The organism is Bacillus sp. N6 (assembly GCF_052805735.1).
The window spans coordinates 3,881,431-3,898,669 of sequence record NZ_CM127843.1; the positions used below are offsets into that span (position 1 = coordinate 3,881,431).

Annotated in this window: 17 protein-coding genes; 3 read left to right on the forward strand and 14 right to left on the reverse strand. The window is 35.9% G+C overall.

Features of this window, described 5'->3' with window-relative positions; translation table 11 throughout:
* Positions 1 to 288 precede the first annotated feature (288 nt).
* A complete protein-coding gene (locus tag ACUXVC_RS19785) occupies positions 289 to 678 on the forward strand; it encodes a DUF7147 family protein (RefSeq protein ID WP_000616017.1) in 390 nt (129 codons plus the stop codon).
* 54 nt (positions 679 to 732) lie between these two features.
* Here the strand turns inward: ACUXVC_RS19785 and ACUXVC_RS19790 are convergent, their stop codons facing one another.
* The 6 genes from ACUXVC_RS19790 to ACUXVC_RS19815 form a co-directional block, all read right to left on the reverse strand.
* Positions 733 to 999, reverse strand: coding sequence for a YlbG family protein (locus tag ACUXVC_RS19790; RefSeq protein WP_002082261.1), 267 nt, complete (start codon positions 997 to 999; stop codon positions 733 to 735).
* A 126-nt stretch (positions 1,000 to 1,125) separates the two neighbouring features.
* A complete protein-coding gene (locus tag ACUXVC_RS19795) occupies positions 1,126 to 1,578 on the reverse strand; it encodes a YlbF family regulator (protein ID WP_000634366.1) in 453 nt (150 codons plus the stop codon).
* Between the two features lie 114 nt (positions 1,579 to 1,692).
* A complete protein-coding gene (locus tag ACUXVC_RS19800) occupies positions 1,693 to 2,265 on the reverse strand; it encodes a histidine phosphatase family protein (protein WP_053563739.1) in 573 nt (190 codons plus the stop codon).
* A gap of 76 nt (positions 2,266 to 2,341) precedes the next feature.
* Positions 2,342 to 2,587 carry a YlbE-like family protein gene (locus tag ACUXVC_RS19805; RefSeq protein ID WP_001200990.1) on the reverse strand — a complete coding sequence of 82 codons (246 nt, stop codon included), beginning with the start codon at positions 2,585 to 2,587 and terminating at the stop codon, positions 2,342 to 2,344.
* 12 nt (positions 2,588 to 2,599) lie between these two features.
* Positions 2,600 to 3,037, reverse strand: a complete 438-nt coding sequence (locus ACUXVC_RS19810; RefSeq protein ID WP_001143346.1) for a YlbD family protein — start codon at positions 3,035 to 3,037, stop codon at positions 2,600 to 2,602.
* Positions 3,038 to 3,223: 186 nt separating this feature from the next.
* Positions 3,224 to 4,258, reverse strand: a complete 1,035-nt coding sequence (locus tag ACUXVC_RS19815) for a CAP domain-containing protein (protein WP_000735387.1) — start codon at positions 4,256 to 4,258, stop codon at positions 3,224 to 3,226.
* Between the two features lie 204 nt (positions 4,259 to 4,462).
* Here ACUXVC_RS19815 and ACUXVC_RS19820 point away from each other — a divergent pair, with 204 nt between their 5' ends.
* Positions 4,463 to 4,828 carry a YugN family protein gene (locus tag ACUXVC_RS19820; protein WP_001160948.1) on the forward strand — a complete coding sequence of 122 codons (366 nt, stop codon included), beginning with the start codon at positions 4,463 to 4,465 and terminating at the stop codon, positions 4,826 to 4,828.
* A gap of 44 nt (positions 4,829 to 4,872) precedes the next feature.
* Here the strand turns inward: ACUXVC_RS19820 and ACUXVC_RS19825 are convergent, their stop codons facing one another.
* From ACUXVC_RS19825 to ctaB, 7 genes are all read right to left on the reverse strand, one after another.
* Entirely contained in the window at positions 4,873 to 5,871 is a 999-nt protein-coding gene (locus ACUXVC_RS19825) for a formamidase (protein WP_000535802.1), read from the reverse strand.
* 234 nt (positions 5,872 to 6,105) lie between these two features.
* Complete coding sequence (ctaG, locus tag ACUXVC_RS19830; RefSeq protein WP_016080459.1) at positions 6,106 to 7,011, reverse strand: cytochrome c oxidase assembly factor CtaG; 906 nt, start codon at positions 7,009 to 7,011, stop codon at positions 6,106 to 6,108.
* An 80-nt stretch (positions 7,012 to 7,091) separates the two neighbouring features.
* Positions 7,092 to 7,424, reverse strand: coding sequence for a cytochrome c oxidase subunit IVB (gene ctaF, locus ACUXVC_RS19835; protein WP_000985703.1), 333 nt, complete (start codon positions 7,422 to 7,424; stop codon positions 7,092 to 7,094).
* A gap of 3 nt (positions 7,425 to 7,427) precedes the next feature.
* Positions 7,428 to 8,051: a cytochrome c oxidase subunit III gene (ctaE, locus tag ACUXVC_RS19840; protein WP_000557861.1), complete on the reverse strand. Its 624-nt coding sequence runs from the start codon at positions 8,049 to 8,051 to the stop codon at positions 7,428 to 7,430.
* Positions 8,051 to 9,886, reverse strand: coding sequence for a cytochrome c oxidase subunit I (gene ctaD / locus ACUXVC_RS19845; protein ID WP_172452085.1), 1,836 nt, complete (start codon positions 9,884 to 9,886; stop codon positions 8,051 to 8,053). Before ctaD ends, ctaE begins: the two co-directional genes overlap by 1 nt.
* Before the next feature lie 60 nt (positions 9,887 to 9,946).
* On the reverse strand, positions 9,947 to 10,996 hold the full coding sequence (gene coxB, locus ACUXVC_RS19850; protein WP_000745273.1) for a cytochrome c oxidase subunit II: 1,050 nt from the start codon (positions 10,994 to 10,996) through the stop codon (positions 9,947 to 9,949).
* Between the two features lie 93 nt (positions 10,997 to 11,089).
* Positions 11,090 to 12,013, reverse strand: a complete 924-nt coding sequence (ctaB, locus tag ACUXVC_RS19855) for a protoheme IX farnesyltransferase (RefSeq protein ID WP_001015053.1) — start codon at positions 12,011 to 12,013, stop codon at positions 11,090 to 11,092.
* Between the two features lie 497 nt (positions 12,014 to 12,510).
* On the opposite strand from ctaB, the gene ctaA reads away from it, so the two are divergent.
* Positions 12,511 to 13,446, forward strand: a complete 936-nt coding sequence (ctaA, locus tag ACUXVC_RS19860; protein WP_242806057.1) for a heme A synthase — start codon at positions 12,511 to 12,513, stop codon at positions 13,444 to 13,446.
* A gap of 86 nt (positions 13,447 to 13,532) precedes the next feature.
* Here ctaA and pyc read toward each other — a convergent pair whose 3' ends face one another.
* A complete protein-coding gene (pyc, locus tag ACUXVC_RS19865; protein WP_446025826.1) occupies positions 13,533 to 16,979 on the reverse strand; it encodes a pyruvate carboxylase in 3,447 nt (1,148 codons plus the stop codon).
* Between the last annotated feature and the right edge of the window lie 260 nt (positions 16,980 to 17,239).

A 17,239-nucleotide genomic window follows, 5' to 3' on the forward strand; every position in this document is an offset into this window, starting at 1 on the left:
TAAAAAAAAGAAAAATAAAAAGCCTGACATAAAATTTAATTTCATTATGTATATCTTCATTTAGATTGGACATAAATAATTATAACAACATCACCTTCGATGTTGTTGCCAACCGCGGAGAAGACTTACGTTTCCCCATAAGTTCTTCCTCCGGTTTCTCCTCTCCCTTTGCCTTCTTACTAGTACATGCTAGTATAAGAAGGGCCCTGCTATGCAGGGTTTTTTTTCTTTGTGTGCTTTTCATTTAAAAAGTGAAATGTTACAGTAAAAGAAAGAGGAGGAAAAAATATGATTCAACGCTTTATAGAACTCGGAGAAGGCTACTCTGATTTATATGAATTACTTGAAATTGCCAAAACAAATCAAGAACGTATAGCACATATGTTACAATTTGAAACGATAAAAAACGATAAAAAAGTGTGTTCGCTTGTTGTAATATTAAAACCAACTACTACTGGTGATTTCCAACCATTATACATATGTCGTGAAGGCATTCCTGTATTTGAAAATAAAAAAAGTAAACGTGTCATTTTATTTGAAGAAACGGCAGAGCAACTCGGAAAAAAAGTGGCTACTTTTACTGTAAAGCCATCTACAACTTTCCCAGAAAAAGAACTATTTTTTAATCATTTAATTGGTATTTTACGAATGAACAATTTCATTCCTCCGATGAAATAACACTTTATTTCAATTAAAAAATCCCCCGCTAAATTTAGCAGGGGATTTTTTCTATTAGCTATAATCGTATTCTTTTGCTCGATCAGGACGGGAATTTTCAAATTCCGTTTTTAAATACGGGCGATACGACTGTTCTATCTTTTTCACAAAAGGAAGTTTGTTCAATTTATGCATCATATGCTCAATTTGTTCCATGTCACAATATACTACAGCATATTTTAATCGTTTTGATATGTAATGTATGTTACCATATTTCCTTAAAATCTTGGCATGTTTCAATGAATGTAAATAAACAATCATACTTTGTCGTTGCCCGAACATAATCTTCTCCATCTTCTCCTTTTAAAAACATATATTTTATATTCTATGAAAACCAATCAGAAATTTATAACATTACAGGACAAACTCTGTATACGTTTCCTTCCAACTTCTAAAAAACGGGGTACATCACCCCGTTTTTTTACAACCACAACCTCCGCCAGTACCACAACCTCCACCACAGCCACCAGCATCAAAGAATGGATTCCCTGTTGGCACTTTAATGGAAGAAGACACTTCCGAACCGATCGCTACACTAACTTCATCTAATAACTTCTGCAAAGCAGTTTCTGCTCTTTTAAAAGCTGCAACCTTATCATGTAAGTCCACAGAACGCTTTAATTCTCTCATTTTCATCGATACGGTAGTGTAGTCAGGATGGTATTTTCCAAAACGCTGTACTTCCTCATACCGTTCTTTCATCGCTGTAAATTGCTGAATTAACGTCTGAAGTTCCATATCTTCATGTAATTCTCTATAATACTTACGATAATCTTCTGCTATATCTGAACAGATAATCGCTTTTGCAAGCTGCTCTGCCTTATCTAATATTAATACGCTTTCTAGCGTCGCTACAATCATGAGAGACACCTCCGAGTATCCATCATACCACATTTAGATTAGAACTACTAATTGAAGTGACTTACTCAAAAGAAAGATATAATGAAACTATTTTCACACTATATCCGTACACACTTATACAGTAATATGTTCCGCTATATTATATTTAAGAACATCCCATTTCCCACTATTTTGTTTCACATAACTAATACACGCATTTTTTAATGGTGTCTTAAATGTAATTTCATCTGGTTCAATGGCATGTAAAATTGCTTTTATCGCGTGTGAGTGAGCAACAATAATAATACGTTTGCCAAAATGAGTTGTTGCAACATCTTCTAAAGCAGCAAAGCAACGAGCTACAATCTCTTCATCTTGCTCCATACCTTCTACTTTACCCTCAGCAATCAACTCTCTAACAGTCGCAACTGGCTTCCCTGAAGCTTCTCCAAAATTCCGTTCAACAAATCGATCATCTAATAAAATCGATTGTAATCCAGCCGCCTTTGCGATTTCATTAGCCGTTTCTTGCGCTCTAATTAACGGGCTACTTATAATGATATCCCACGTTTCTTCTTGTAAAGCAGCTGCACTTTGACTCGCTTGCTTCTTACCAACTTCATTAAGCGGAATATCTTCTCGCCCCTGAATAATTTCTTGAAAATTCCAATCAGTTTGTCCATGTCGTACTAAACAAATTTCCGTCATGCTGCAACTCCTTTTTAAATAATCAATCTCTATTGTAACAAAAGTTCTGCATGACGGACATATTTTTCACTTGCAATTAGGTTGCATTTTGTTGCTTCATATACTGAAACATATCAATCATGATCGAAGCAACAGCCAATTGATTTTGAAATTTTTCCACTTTATCTGGTATTGTTTTTTTGAAATGTTGCATCGCCGCTAACTCAAAAGCCTCTTTTTCTTCAGGATTTCGTGTTAATTTTCTATACCAGTACGGTTGCTCTCTAATATAGCGAGATAAATCCTCATCAGCCTTTATAAACTCCATAATTTCTGCTCTCATCATCTTTCCCCCCTAATCCTTTTGAAAGAAAAACGGGTTATTTTCTGAAGTACTTTGTTCTTGTTGCGTACGGTTACCTTGAAATTGCTGAATAACTTGTTGCACGCTCCCAATAGCACTCGTCACATTAGCTAAATGGTTCTGCATTTGTTCCACGTCCAACTTTTTAAAAAAAGAAAGCATTTGCCCCATCACATCAGCAGTTTTTTCCTCTTCAGTTCGATTATCTTTTTCTTTTTTATTTTCTTTTACCGAAGAAAACGCAGGCGCTCCATCCGGTCTATAAGTTGCCCATATTGGATCTTCTTCACCAAGTAAGTACCATTCTTCATAAAATTGTTGCCAAGTTTTGTGACCACTTCTAACCTCATGAACCATTTTAGGGTGATGGTTTACAAATTCTTTAAACTGTTGAACCGATGGATGTAACGGCCCTTTTGTTGTTGGCATAATCCTCACCTCTCCATGTATATCTACTATATAGTAAGAAAAAAAAGGCGCATGGTTCGCCTATTTTTAGACGATTCATGCACCTTTTTTTCTGCTATTTGCATACGGTCAGATTCCCACCTACAATTCAGTGAATACGAAGTAACTAATTAGGTGATGTAACACCCCACCGCTTACAGTTTCGCTTTATTTTCGAATAAAGTTTTGTGTATAAAATTTATCGTATACACCAACACCTAATCCTGTAAATTGTTCATTTAATAAATTCTTTCTATGCCCCTCACTATTTAACCAACCTTGCACTGCCGCAATTCCATCACTATGTTGCGCCGCTATGTTCTCACCAGCAAGTTGAAATCCTACTTTCCCGCGCTGCAAACGATCTCCTAGCGTACCTAATGTAGGTGAGTCATGAGAAAAATAATTATTGTCTTTCATATCTTTACTGTGACCAACAGCAACATCTGCCGTTTCCTGATCCCATGTTAATAATGGTAATTTATGACGACTTCGAATGATATTTGTTAAATCAAAAATTTGTTGCATATTCCCATTTTCTACTTGTTTTATCTTTTCTGGAGTCAATGGTTGTTCTGCTATTAATTCACCTGAATAAACGAGCTGATATGGTCTTTGGCGTAATAAAGTTTCATCATCCATATAACGAACACCCACAAGCTCATGTGTAAATTGATCAAAATACAATTGCGCCCATCCATCTTCTACAGGTATTAACGGTTGTTCCATGACTTCGGTATCAGATAGTTCAAATTGATAACTATTTTTCCCTCTTTTTAATGAAATTTCATGCGAAAGCGGACTTTTTTTATATACTTCTTCATATTTTTCATTTATATAATAAGGTGGAACCTTAACTTGTTCACCAGCAGCGTACGCCGTTATAACTTTACGTTCAGAAACTCCGAATTGAACATACTGAGTTAAATCCTGATTGTATACCCACCATTCATATCCGTATGCAGATGGCTCTATTCGAGAGGGTTCTCCCCACTTCGCTAATAAATTTTCAGAGTCTTCACCAATCATATTTAAAACAGTGTCTGAGGAGTCTTCCTTAATTTGCTTTTTCTTTTTCACAATTTTATTTTCTTGCTTTGATTGAGATGGGGTTAATATATATTGTGAAACGAGTAATTTCCCGTATAAATCAACAGCTAAAATTAAAATTGTAATCATTACGATACGCAATAATTTCTTCAAACGATATACCTCCTGAACAAAACATAAAATTGAGATATACACAAATCCTTTTCTTTCTTTTTGTGTGTACCGTACTCTTTTCACTATATCATATTTTTGTGAAAAAAGTCTGGATTATCCCTTTTCTCTCAATATGAATTGCACTTTCTTATTATTCATACTATTATAAAAATAATGGTGTAACATTAAAAAAGGAGGTATTATATGCAATTTACAAATACGAAATTTAATGGAGCCGTCGTTGAATTAACTCTTTTAACTGAAATCATGGAAAACAACCACTTCGTACTTGCTGGACAGTGGGATTATGAACGGGTTACATACGATTATAAATTTGAAATATTAAAGGATGTTTATTATTTGCGGGTGCAAGGCGTTGCTGTTGAAGGTGACATTGGCAGTAGACACGCTGAAGTAAAACTACTCCCTCCCTTATTAGGAAAACATTATTATCCTCACGGCGTTGAATATGGCGATGATGAGACTTTCCCAACGAATGTACTTCAAAAAAGTGAACAACTCCTACAAAATGTCGAAAAAGAGTTAAAGGAACTTCAAATTATTGATTAACAAAAACAAGCGCATCAATATGATGCGCTTGTTTTTTCCCTCCCCTAAGAATGAATCGTTTTTTTTACTGGATATCCATAAATAGATCCATCCTTTACTTTAATCTCATCTTCCCAAGGAACCTTATATTTACCTTCAGCTAAATCTTTTACAAACGTATATGGATTTTCTTTCACCCCACCAGGAGTTGCTACATATCCTCTTGAACCTAGATTATATATATTATTTTCTAATCCCCATCCTAATCTAGCCTGATCTGCTAGTTCTGGATATACTTCAGCAGTAACAATCTCCCAAGGATTTCGATGCCCCTGTACTAAAGTAGTCCCATCAAAATTACATACTTGTCCTTCACCAAAGTAATAAAATACACCATCATAACCCGCTAAGTTTACCGACAATGTATACATTAAATTCTGCCATGCATTTGAACGATTGGTTAGCATCCATTGTTCACTAACTTGTGTGCTATACCCAGAAATACGAATCAAGACATTTGCACCTTTATAGGCCGCTTCACGAGCTACTTCAGGGAACATGCCATCATGACAAATACAAACAGCTAATTTACTTCCTCCAGGTCCATCACAAACAGGTAAGCCTAAATCTCCAGCTTTCCAAGGCTCGACTGGCACCCAAGGATTTAGCTTACGATACTTCAAAATCATTTCACCTTGTGGATCAATAATAACTGCTGTATTATATGGCTCTCCACCATCAGGGTTTTTTTCCATTATTGAAAAAACACCATATACTTTAGATTCCTTACATGCCTCAGCAAATAAGTCTGTTTCTGGCCCAGGCACTGTACATAAAAATTCTTCTGTAGTCCATTTTTTTGTATTGAGCCCTTGTGTACTATATTCAGGAAATACTATCAATTCTAATCCAGGGTAACCTGATTTGGTCGAATGAATTGTTTTTATGATTTGTTGAATTTGTTTATCAATGTCTGCACGTGACTCTACTACTGGTACTGGATATTGAATTAGCGCTGTCAAAAAACCACTAATCGGCTTTACCATACTTCCACTACTACCCATTTAAATTCCCCCTTAAAATAGTTCGTGTTTATTAAAGATAACAATATATATTTGTAACTCTCTAAAAAACTTGCACTACATATGGAATTATTACGCATGAAAGCTAGTAGTAAATTTTATATCCACTTTTAGTACACGCCTACACTAACTTAACATAAATAATTAGAAAATTCAATCTTTAACGAAAATCTAAAACTAAAAAAGAAAAAGCGTATGGAATCCCATACACTTCTTCTACTTAGTCTGCAAATAAGGTGGTAATTGCTGCAACTGCTCCTTATCCTTTTCACGCTCTCTACGTGCCCATCTAAAGAATACATAGCCTATAATTGTACCGTACACTATTTCCTGGACAATTTTCATTATGATACCACCAGTTTGTTGGTCTTGTACTACTGGCATCCAGTGTAAAAATTCTGGTCCAGTTATATTTAAATCTGATAAAGTGCCCGCCGGTACACATAGTTCCATTGCTTTCATCCAAGCGGCTGGATCCGTATACGTTGCGAATAACGGAGCTGTCGCAAAAATTATTAACGCACAAGCTGGCGTTAATAATATACCGTTAGCAAACATGTAACCAAGTTTCTTTATATCACTTAACGTTTGATATTCTGGTAACGGATTTAGCATCGGCCACCACATCATGATTGCTGTAAAAAACAATATAGTGAGACAAATAGGATGAGCAATTTGACTTTGTTTTACCGTATCAAAAACAACTGGTAAATGATAAAAAGAAAACAGGCCGTTAAATACAAACAATGCAATAAGTGGTTTAGCAAATACCTTTAATATAATTTGAACGAACTTAAAAGAAGTAATGTAACGATATAACCAAATTGGTATACCAAGCAACAGTAACGGTGGAACTGCAATATACATGACTGCCATTTCAAACATATGAGCACTAAATATAATATGGCCAATTAAATCAATAGGCCCTCCCTTTACAAAATACAAAAGAACAATACCAGTCGTAAAATAAATAATTTGCTTCTTACTTACCTTCGTCGCATTTTCAAATCTCATTCTATAAGGCCCAATAATTAAGAAGTACCCAATAAGAATCGAAAGCATAAATAATAAAAAAATTGGACTCCATAAAGCCTGAAAACCAAATATCCATAAGTTACTCATTGTCACACCTACCTTCTTAAGGTTATTCCATAATATGAAGAGGGAGCTGTGACAACACAAGCTCCCTTATTTTTCACTTTTCAAATCCACACAATTGTCATAAAAGCTAAAATTGTAATTAACCCTATTAGCAGGCCAGAGTAAAGAAAGAAACTTGCTGCTTCATGTCCTTTATGGCTCATATGCATAAAATAATACAATTGAAAAATTACTTGTACCACTGCTAATAGTAAAATAAATGGCACAGAGAAAGTCGGACTAAAAGTTTTTGGATACGCCACTGCTACAAATGCAACTAATGTTAAAAAAATCATTAATGCAAACGTAATAACTTGATGCTTCATTTCCTCCGCACTTTTTCTCTTCCGATAAACAAGATCAACTTTAGGATTATTCGTTTGCTTTATCGCCATTGTTTATCCCACCATTCCCATTAAATATACTACAGTGAAAATAAACACCCAAACTACGTCAATAAAGTGCCAATAAATCGATGCAACATAAAACTTCGGTGCATTGTATAAATTTAGACCTCTCTTCGCATTTCTAAAGATTAATGTTAAAATCCAACACAATCCAAACAATACGTGGAGTCCATGTGTACCAACAAGAGCATAAAACGCAGAGCCAAACGCACTACTTCTCATAGTATGCTTAAATTCATGTGTATAATGATAAAACTCATATATCTCAAACCCTAAAAACCCTAAACCTAGCAATACAGTTACTAGTAACCAAAGTTGCATTTTCTTAAAGTTAAAGTTTTTCATATGGTACATCGCATATACACTCGTTAAGCTACTCGTTAATAAAAGCATCGTCATAATGAAAACGAGCGGCATTTGGAACATCTCTTGAGATGTTGGTCCACCATTTGTAGAATTCTTTAATGCTAAATATGTGCCAAACAAGGAAGCGAACAACACTGTTTCGCCTCCAAGAAATAACCAAAAGCCGACAAACTTATTTTTCCCCTCAAGGGTTGCTTTTTCAGGCTCTGCTGGAAATGTTTCATTCGTTAATTTTTCATCTACATGCATTATGCCTTGCCCCCCTTATCCTCTAAATCTTCCTTATGAATATGATATCCATGATCATCGATTACTGAACGTAGGAACATTGTGCCAAATGTAATGATTAAACCAATAATTGCTACTAATAACCAGAACTTATCTTTTCCGCCCTGCATATACATTGCACCAAATGCCGCTATAAACAATCCGAAAGAAATGACAAATGGTGAAAACGAAGGATTTGGCATATGAATATCACCAACTGGTTCCGCTGCTGTCATCTCTTTATTACCTTCACGTTTTTCAATCCAAAACGGATCTAATCCGCGAACAAATGGTAGTTGTTTAAAGTTATATTCTGGTGTCGGTGCTGGCATCGTCCATTCTAATGTACGTGCATCCCACGGATCACGACCAGCTTTTTCTTTTGATACTGTCGTTTTAATTACATTGAATAGAAGAACAATCGTCCCAAGAGCCATAAACACCGCTCCGATAGAACTAATCATATTCCCCATTTCCAACCCTTGCCCTTCAAGATATGTGTAGTAACGGCGTGGCATACCAATCAAGCCAAGGAAATGCTGAATAAAGAACGTTAAATGGAAACCGATAAAGAATAGCCAAAACGTTATCTTTCCTAATGTTTCATTTAATACTTTATTAAACATCAGTGGCCAATAATAATGAGCTCCTGCAAGTAAACCAAATACAACACCGCCAACGATTACATAATGAAAATGTGCTACTACGAAATAGTTATCATGAAATTGATAATCAGCTGGTGCAGATGCTAGCATAACCCCTGTAACTCCACCCATGACGAATGATGGAATGAAAGCTACTGCCCACATCATCGGTGTCGTAAAACGAATATTTCCGCCCCACATTGTAAAGAGCCAGTTGAATATTTTGATACCAGTCGGAACCGCAATCGCCATTGTTGCAACTGAGAAAATAGCATTAGCAACTGGACCAAGTCCAACAGTAAACATATGATGCGCCCATACCATAAATCCTAAAAAACCAATTAATACAGTCGCAAACACCATCGATGAATAACCAAACAATCGTTTTTTCGAAAATGTCGCGAAGATTTCTGAGAATATTCCGAAAGCTGGGAGTATAAGAATGTATACTTCTGGATGACCGAAAATCCAGAATAAATGCTCCCATATAATTGTATTCCCACCCAATGCTGGATTAAAGAAACTTGTTCCAAATAAACGATCTAACATTAAAAGTCCTAATCCTACAGTTAACGGTGGAAAAGCGAATAATATAAGCGAAGATGTTACAAATGTCGTCCATGTAAACATCGGCATACGCATATACGTCATTCCTGGCGCACGCATATTAATAATGGTGACAAGGAAGTTAATCCCTCCAATTAATGTACCAATACCTGAGATTTGCAAACCGAGTACATAGAAATCAACACCATGACCTTTAGAGGCTAAAGCTAAAGATGCATAAGATGTCCATCCTGCATCAGGTGCTCCACCTAAAAACCAACTTAAATTTAAAAATACTCCACCAAAGAAAAATAACCAAAATCCGAGTGAATTCAAAAACGGGAACGCTACATCACGTGCACCAATTTGAAGTGGTACAGCGGCGTTCATAAATGCAAACACGAGTGGCATAGCTGCGAGGAAAATCATTGTTGTACCGTGCATCGTCAATACTTGATTATAAGCATCCCCAACAAGAAAAGCGTTGTTAGGAATCGCTAATTGAAGGCGAATAAATAGAGCTTCTATTCCGCCTATTACAAAAAACAATCCACCTGCAATTAAATAGAGAATGGCAATCTTTTTATGGTCTACTGTCGTTAAATAATCCCATATGACAGCACCCATCCCCTGTTTTTTTGCTACAGAACTCACGTTTTCAACCTCCCCTTCGCGAATAATCCCTCTTTACTTTTCAACTTTTAACGTTTGTAAGTATGCATTTAATGCATCAATTTGATCATCCGTTAAGTTGCCATATTTGCCAGTCATTTTGTTTCCTGGCTTCATATTTTCAGGATCTTTCAGCCATTTTTTTAAGTTTTCTTCATTGTTTTCGGCAATACCGGCAACCATATCGCGATCCGCAAAGTTTGCTAAGTTTGGTGCGATACGAGCGGAAGGTGGTCTACTATCATTAGATCCAACTGCGTGACAACCAATACAGCTTTTATTAAATATTTCTTGGCCCTCTTGCGCCTTTGTTGAAGCTACTTCTTTCTTCCCATCAATCTTCTTCATATCAGCAAGCCAATTTTTGTACTCGCTTTCATCTAAAGCTTTCACTTTAAATTGCATTAAAGAATGTGATGGGCCGCAAAATTCTGTACAAAAACCATTATAAGTGCCCGATTTATCTGCCTTTAACCACATTTTGTTCACATTGTCTGTATTTGTATCCATTTTCCCAGCTAAAGATGGAACCCAAAATGAGTGTTTAATATCGGCACCCTTCAAATTTAAATACACTTTCTTACCTGTGGGGATGACTAAATCTTGCGAAGTTACTATCTTTTCTGATTTATAAGAAAATTCCCACCAATAAAGATTCGCTGTTACATCAACAACGATAGTATCTTTATCAATATTCTTTTTCTCCATCGCACTTACATCAGCAAGTTTGAATGTATATGTAACCGTTGGAACAGCTAAGATTAGTAAAAGAATAATCGGAATAACTGTCCATATAATTTCTAGCTTGTGATTTCCTTCAACTTGCTCTGGAATATAATCTTCCTGACCTTTCTTTTGTCGGAAACGCACAATTACATACAAGAAAATAATAGTAACTACTAGTACTACTCCTACCATGATTGCACTCGCCAGTAGAAGTAAATCATATTGCATTTTTGCTACTTCTCCTTGCGGAATTAAAGTAGATTGAAAGGCTTTACCGCATCCCCCTAACAGTAAAGCCAGCAGTGAAACGAACGAAAGCAGTCGCCACTGTTTCTTCATACAAACAACCCCCACTTTCCTTGTGAATTAGATTGTACTTTATAGTTAAGTAAAGTAAATCTCAACGTAAAGAAATCCAATTATGTCGTTGTCTTAGAAGAATGTAACTACAATCATTGATACAAATAAGATTGTTAAATAATTTAGGGAATAAACAAACATTTGCACGGACCATTTTATGTCATCTTTCTTACGGAATCCATAAAATCCTAAAGCGATCCATCCGATGTTAAGCAGTGTTGCAATTACCATAAATGTTATCCCTAGTCCACTCATATAAAATGGTAGTGGTAATAAACATACTGTCCAAATCATAATTTGGCGTTTCGTAATTTCAAATCCATGAACTACAGGAAGCATTGGAATTCCTGCATTTCGATATTCATCAACACGTTTCATCGCTAATGCAAGGAAATGTGGGATTTGCCAAATAAACATAATTAAAAATAACATCCAAGCAATTGGATGACCTAAAGATGGATCGATTGCTGCCCATCCAATTAAAGGTGGAACTGCACCAGATATACTACCTACAACAGTATTTAGTGTATACTTTCTCTTTGTCCATAAACTATATAGAACAACATATGTGAAAGCACCAATAAATCCCATTAGGACTGCCATTGGTGTTGTTAATAATAAAAATACAAAACCAAGAAGTAATATGACTAGTCCAAATGTAAGTGCAAATCCTGGTTTATACTTTCCAGTAACCGTTGGACGGGTCTTTGTTCTTTCCATTAATGGATCGATGTCTCGATCAATGTAGTTGTTTAAACAACATACCCCTGCCATAACTAATCCAGAACCAACGATTGTAAAGAATAACTTATCCAGATTGTCCATTACACTTAATCCATTAAAGTGTAATGCCAACCAAAATCCTGTAAATACAGTAAGTGTATTTGAGTTTACAATCCCCATTTTAACGAGTGCTTTTAAATCTTGTATCCGAGTTGTTTCCGGTACACTTGTAACAGCGGACTCATCATGCAGCTCACTTGTTGCATGGTTCATCACTCTAACCCCCTCTTAAAACTTTCATCTTTCTTTTTGCGCCTATTTCAAATGAAATAATTCGCTTCTATATAGCAATATTATTACAGTAGAAACATTGTTAACCCATTCTACTACTAATCTACGCCCATACTCCAATATATTAAATCATATTTCCCGAACATTTTGTGAAGAAAACATGAACTTTTTGTGTCGAATATAAAAAACTTCATTCTGACTTGTCCTTATCATAACATGATGTTACCTTCTATAATAAACTATTTTATCCTATTTAACACGTATTCTCCCCATTTCTTTTCAAAATAGCCTATTTTTCGCCTAAATTTTTCCTTAGGAACCCTGTTTTTACACCTATTTTCTCCCCATTTCCTTTCCCCTCCATTTCTTTGCTATTTTATTATTTTTTATATATCATAGGAACTAGCGCGTTTTATTCTATACATAATGGAATGAAAATATTTCGCAATAACTTCATAGCAGAAAGATGGTGAAAGAGATTGCAACGCTTTATTAAATGGTTAGCAGTCATTACAAGCCTTGATTTATTAATAGTTTTATTAGGAGGCGCTTTAGTTACAAAAACAGGTTCTGGTCAAGGTTGTGGTAAATCATGGCCACTTTGTAACGGTGAATTTGTTCCATCTAATTTATCAATGGAAACTATTATTGAACTTAGCCACCGATTAACATCAGGATCAGCCGGAATTCTTGTCACTCTCCTTTGTATTTTGTCCTGGAAATATTATAAACATGTGCGTGAAACAAAAACGTTAGCAATTTTATCCTTCGTATTTTTAGTTGCACAAGCATTAATGGGAGCAGCAGCAGTTGTTTGGGGACAAATGCCAGCTGTACTTGCTATCCATTTCGGTATTTCCTTAATTTCATTTGCTTCTGTCATTTTATTAACGTGTCTTATCTTTGAAATTGACCAAAAATTTGATGCACGTTCTCTTATTATGGACAAAAAAATGAAATTTCATATTTATGGTGTAACAATTTACAGTTATATCGTTGTCTACACAGGTGCTTTAGTACGTCACGAACGAGCTAGCTTAGCCTGTCCAGACTTTCCTTTATGTAGCAAAAACAGACCTATGCCAACTCAACTACATGAATGGGTTCAAATGGGCCATAGAGTTGCAGCAATGTTAATTTTCGCTTGGATACTTTACGCGATGATTCTCGCTATTCGTCATTACAAACAGCAACCTGTAGTATATTGGGGATGGATCATTTCATTTATCCTTGTTACACTTCAAGCTGTAGTAGGGATTTTAGTTGTATTTACAAACGCTAGTTTAGCAATGGCATTGTTACATTCTCTATTCATTTCTTGCTTGTTTGCCGTACTATGCTATTTAGTTATGTTAGGAACAAGAAGTAAAGTGAATGCAAAAGAAGCCGGATCAACTTCTAAACAAACAATATAATTTAAAACTAAAATCCCTTGCCAATTCGGCAAGGGATTTTTTGCAATAAAGAAAAGAGCTGTATTTACACAGCTCTTTTTTTTATTTTAGTGATCTAATTCAATAAGTAAATCACCCGTTTGAATTGCATCACCATCGTTAACATATACTTTTTTCACTTTACCATTGAACGGCGCTTGAACTGTCGTTTCCATTTTCATCGCTTCTGTAATTGCCATAGAATCGCCTTTTTTCACTTCATCGCCTTCTTTTACAACTACTTTAATTACCGTTCCTGGCATTGTTGCACTAATGTGATTTGGATTTTCACGGTTTCCTTTCACACGTTGTGCAACTGTTGCTTTCACACTCTCGTCTTTCACGACAATTTCACGTGGTTGACCATTAAATTCCAAGTAAAGGACACGATTTCCATCCGGCTGTGGTTCTCCAATTGATACAAGTTTAACCATCAATGTCTTACCTTGTTCAATTTCCACATCAATTTCTTCACCTAGTCTCATACCATAGAAGAATGTCGGTGTATCAAGTACAGATACATTTCCATAAAGCTCAGCAACTTTTTCATAGTCCATAAATACTTTTGGATATAATGCATATGCAACTACATCAAAAATTGTTACTTCGCGTCCAAGTTTATGGAATAATTCTTCTTTTAACGCGTCGAAATCTACTGGCTCTAGTAGTTCACCTGGTCTTACTGTTAACGGCTCTTTCCCTTTTAAAATAATCTTTTGCAATTCTTTCGGGAAACCACCGTACGGTTGACCTAAATCACCAGAGAACATTTCAACAACAGATCCAGGGAAGTCCAAAGCATGTCCACGCTCTAAAACATCTTGTTCTGTCAGGTGGTTTTGAACCATAAATAACGCCATATCGCCAACAACTTTTGATGACGGTGTTACTTTTACAATATCTCCAAACATGTCATTCACACGACGGTACATTACTTTCACTTCATCAAAGCGATCTCCTAAACCAACCGCCTTCGCTTGTTGCTGAAGATTACTATACTGTCCACCTGGCATTTCATGCATATATACCTCTGTGTGAGGTGCATTCATACCACTTTCAAACGGTGCATAGTATTTGCGTACATCTTCCCAATAATGAGATAGCTTTTCTAAAGAATCGATATTAACATCTGGTTGTCTTTCATTTCCACCTAGTGCATAGAATAATGTGTTCGCACTCGGTTGTGACGTTTGACCAGCCATAGAACTCACTGCTACATCGACAATATCAACACCTGCTTCAATTGCCTTCGTATACGTTAATATACCATTTCCACTCGTATCGTGCGTATGCAGGTGAATCGGAATTGATACCGTCTCTTTTAATGCTGAAACTAAATCATATGCTGCGTTTGGTTTTAGTAAGCCAGCCATATCTTTAATACCTAAAATGTGAGCTCCCGATGCTTCCAACTCTTTTGCTAAGTTTTTATAATAATTCAAATCATATTTACTACGTAATGGATCATGAATATCTCCTGTATAGCACATTGTTGCTTCTGCAATTTTACCAGTATCTCGTACAGCATCAATTGCAACTCTCATACCTTCTACCCAGTTTAAACTATCAAAAATACGGAACACATCAATGCCTGCTTGAGCAGAACACTCCACAAATTTTTGAATTAAATTATCTGGATAGTTTTTGTAGCCAACTGCGTTTGACGAACGTAGTAACATTTGGAATAAAACGTTCGGCATTTTTTCACGAAGATCTAGTAATCGTTCCCATGGATCTTCTTTTAAGAAACGATACGCGACATCAAACGTTGCACCGCCCCACATTTCAGCTGAGAATAGGTTTGGTAACATTCTTGCTGTTGGCTCTGCAATTTGATGTAAATCTTTTGTACGAATACGAGTTGCAAGTAATGACTGATGTGCATCACGGAATGTTGTATCCGTTAAAAGTACACGGTTTTGATCCTGTACCCATTTTACTAATCCATCTGCTCCACGCTCGTCCAAAATTTGTTTCGTTCCATTTTGGATTGGCTCTGAATGTTTTAAACATGGAATACGAGCATCTGGGAATATTGGCTTTTCTTTTTTCCCTACTCCTGGGAAGCCATTTACTGTTACTGAACCAATATAATTTAACATTTTCGTTCCGCGGTCTTTACGTTTCGGGAACAAGAATAGTTCAGGTGACACATCAATAAACGAAGTATCATATTCTCCTGATAAGAAGTTTTTATGTTTTACTACATTCTCTAGGAATGGAATATTTGTTTTAATACCACGAATACGGAATTCTTTTAAGTTACGTTCCATTTTTGCAGCAGCTTGCTCAAAAGTAAGTGCCCAAGTTGTAACTTTTACAAGTAAAGAATCGTAGTATGGTGTAATAACTGCACCTTGGAAGCTATTTCCTGTATCAAGACGCACACCAAAACCACCGCCTGATCGATACGCCATAATTTTTCCTGTATCCGGCATAAAATTATTTAGTGGGTCTTCAGTTGTTACACGAGATTGGATTGCAAATCCGTGTACAACCACTTCCTCTTGCTTCGGAACACCTACTATTTTACTATGTAATGCATGTCCATCAGCTATTAAAATTTGTGATTGAACGATATCGACTCCTGTGATCATCTCTGTAATCGTATGTTCTACTTGAACACGTGGATTTACTTCAATAAAGTAAAACTCATCATCTTTTACAAGGAATTCTACTGTCCCTGCATTTAAATAGTTTACATTTTTCGTTAACTTCACAGCAGCATCACAAATACGCTGACGCAGATCATCTGAAAGTGATACACTCGGTGCTATTTCTACAACTTTTTGATGACGACGTTGTACAGAACAGTCACGCTCGTATAAATGAACAACATTGCCTTCTTCATCTGCTAAAATTTGTACTTCTATATGTTTAGGTTTTTCAACGAATTTTTCGACGTAAACTTCATCATTACCAAAGGCTGCTTTCGCTTCTGATTTTGCTCGATTATATGATTCTCCTAATTCCTCACTAGTACGCACAATACGCATACCACGACCGCCACCACCAAGGGACGCTTTAATAATAATCGGGTAATCATACTTTTCAGCAAATTTTTCGACTTCTTCTAATGAATCTACTGGACCATCACTACCAGGTATAACTGGAATTTGTGCTAGCTGCGCTTGTGTTCTTGCTTTCACTTTATCTCCAAACATATCTAAATGCTTACTTTTCGGACCGATAAAGATAATTCCTTCTTCTTCGCAACGTTTCGCGAATTGAATATTTTCTGACAAGAAACCATATCCAGGGTGGATTGCATCTACATGATTACTTTTTGCAATCTCAATAATGCTTTCAATATCTAGATAAGCATCAATTGGTTTTTTTCCTTCCCCAACTAAATAGGACTCATCGGCTTTATAGCGATGATAAGAACCACTATCCTCTTTCGAATAGATTGCAACTGTTTTTAATCCAAGTTCCGAACAAGCTCGAAACACACGAATTGCAATCTCTCCACGGTTAGCTACCAATACTTTTTGAATACGTTGCAGCTTTGTCATGATTTTCCCCCTCTACTTTCCTACCACTCTAGAGATAAAATATATACACACCTTAAAAAGCGTGAAGTTCTTCACTTTCCACATTATATTATACTTAGAAAGCTTCACTTTATTTTTATCCATCATACCTTATTTTTTAACAAATGATAAGTTTTCTGTGCAATTTGTTTCACAAAAATAGTATAGCATACCTCTTCCTTTTCTAACAACTTAATTGTATATCACATTTAAACAAATGTGATATATCTTTTAACTGAAAG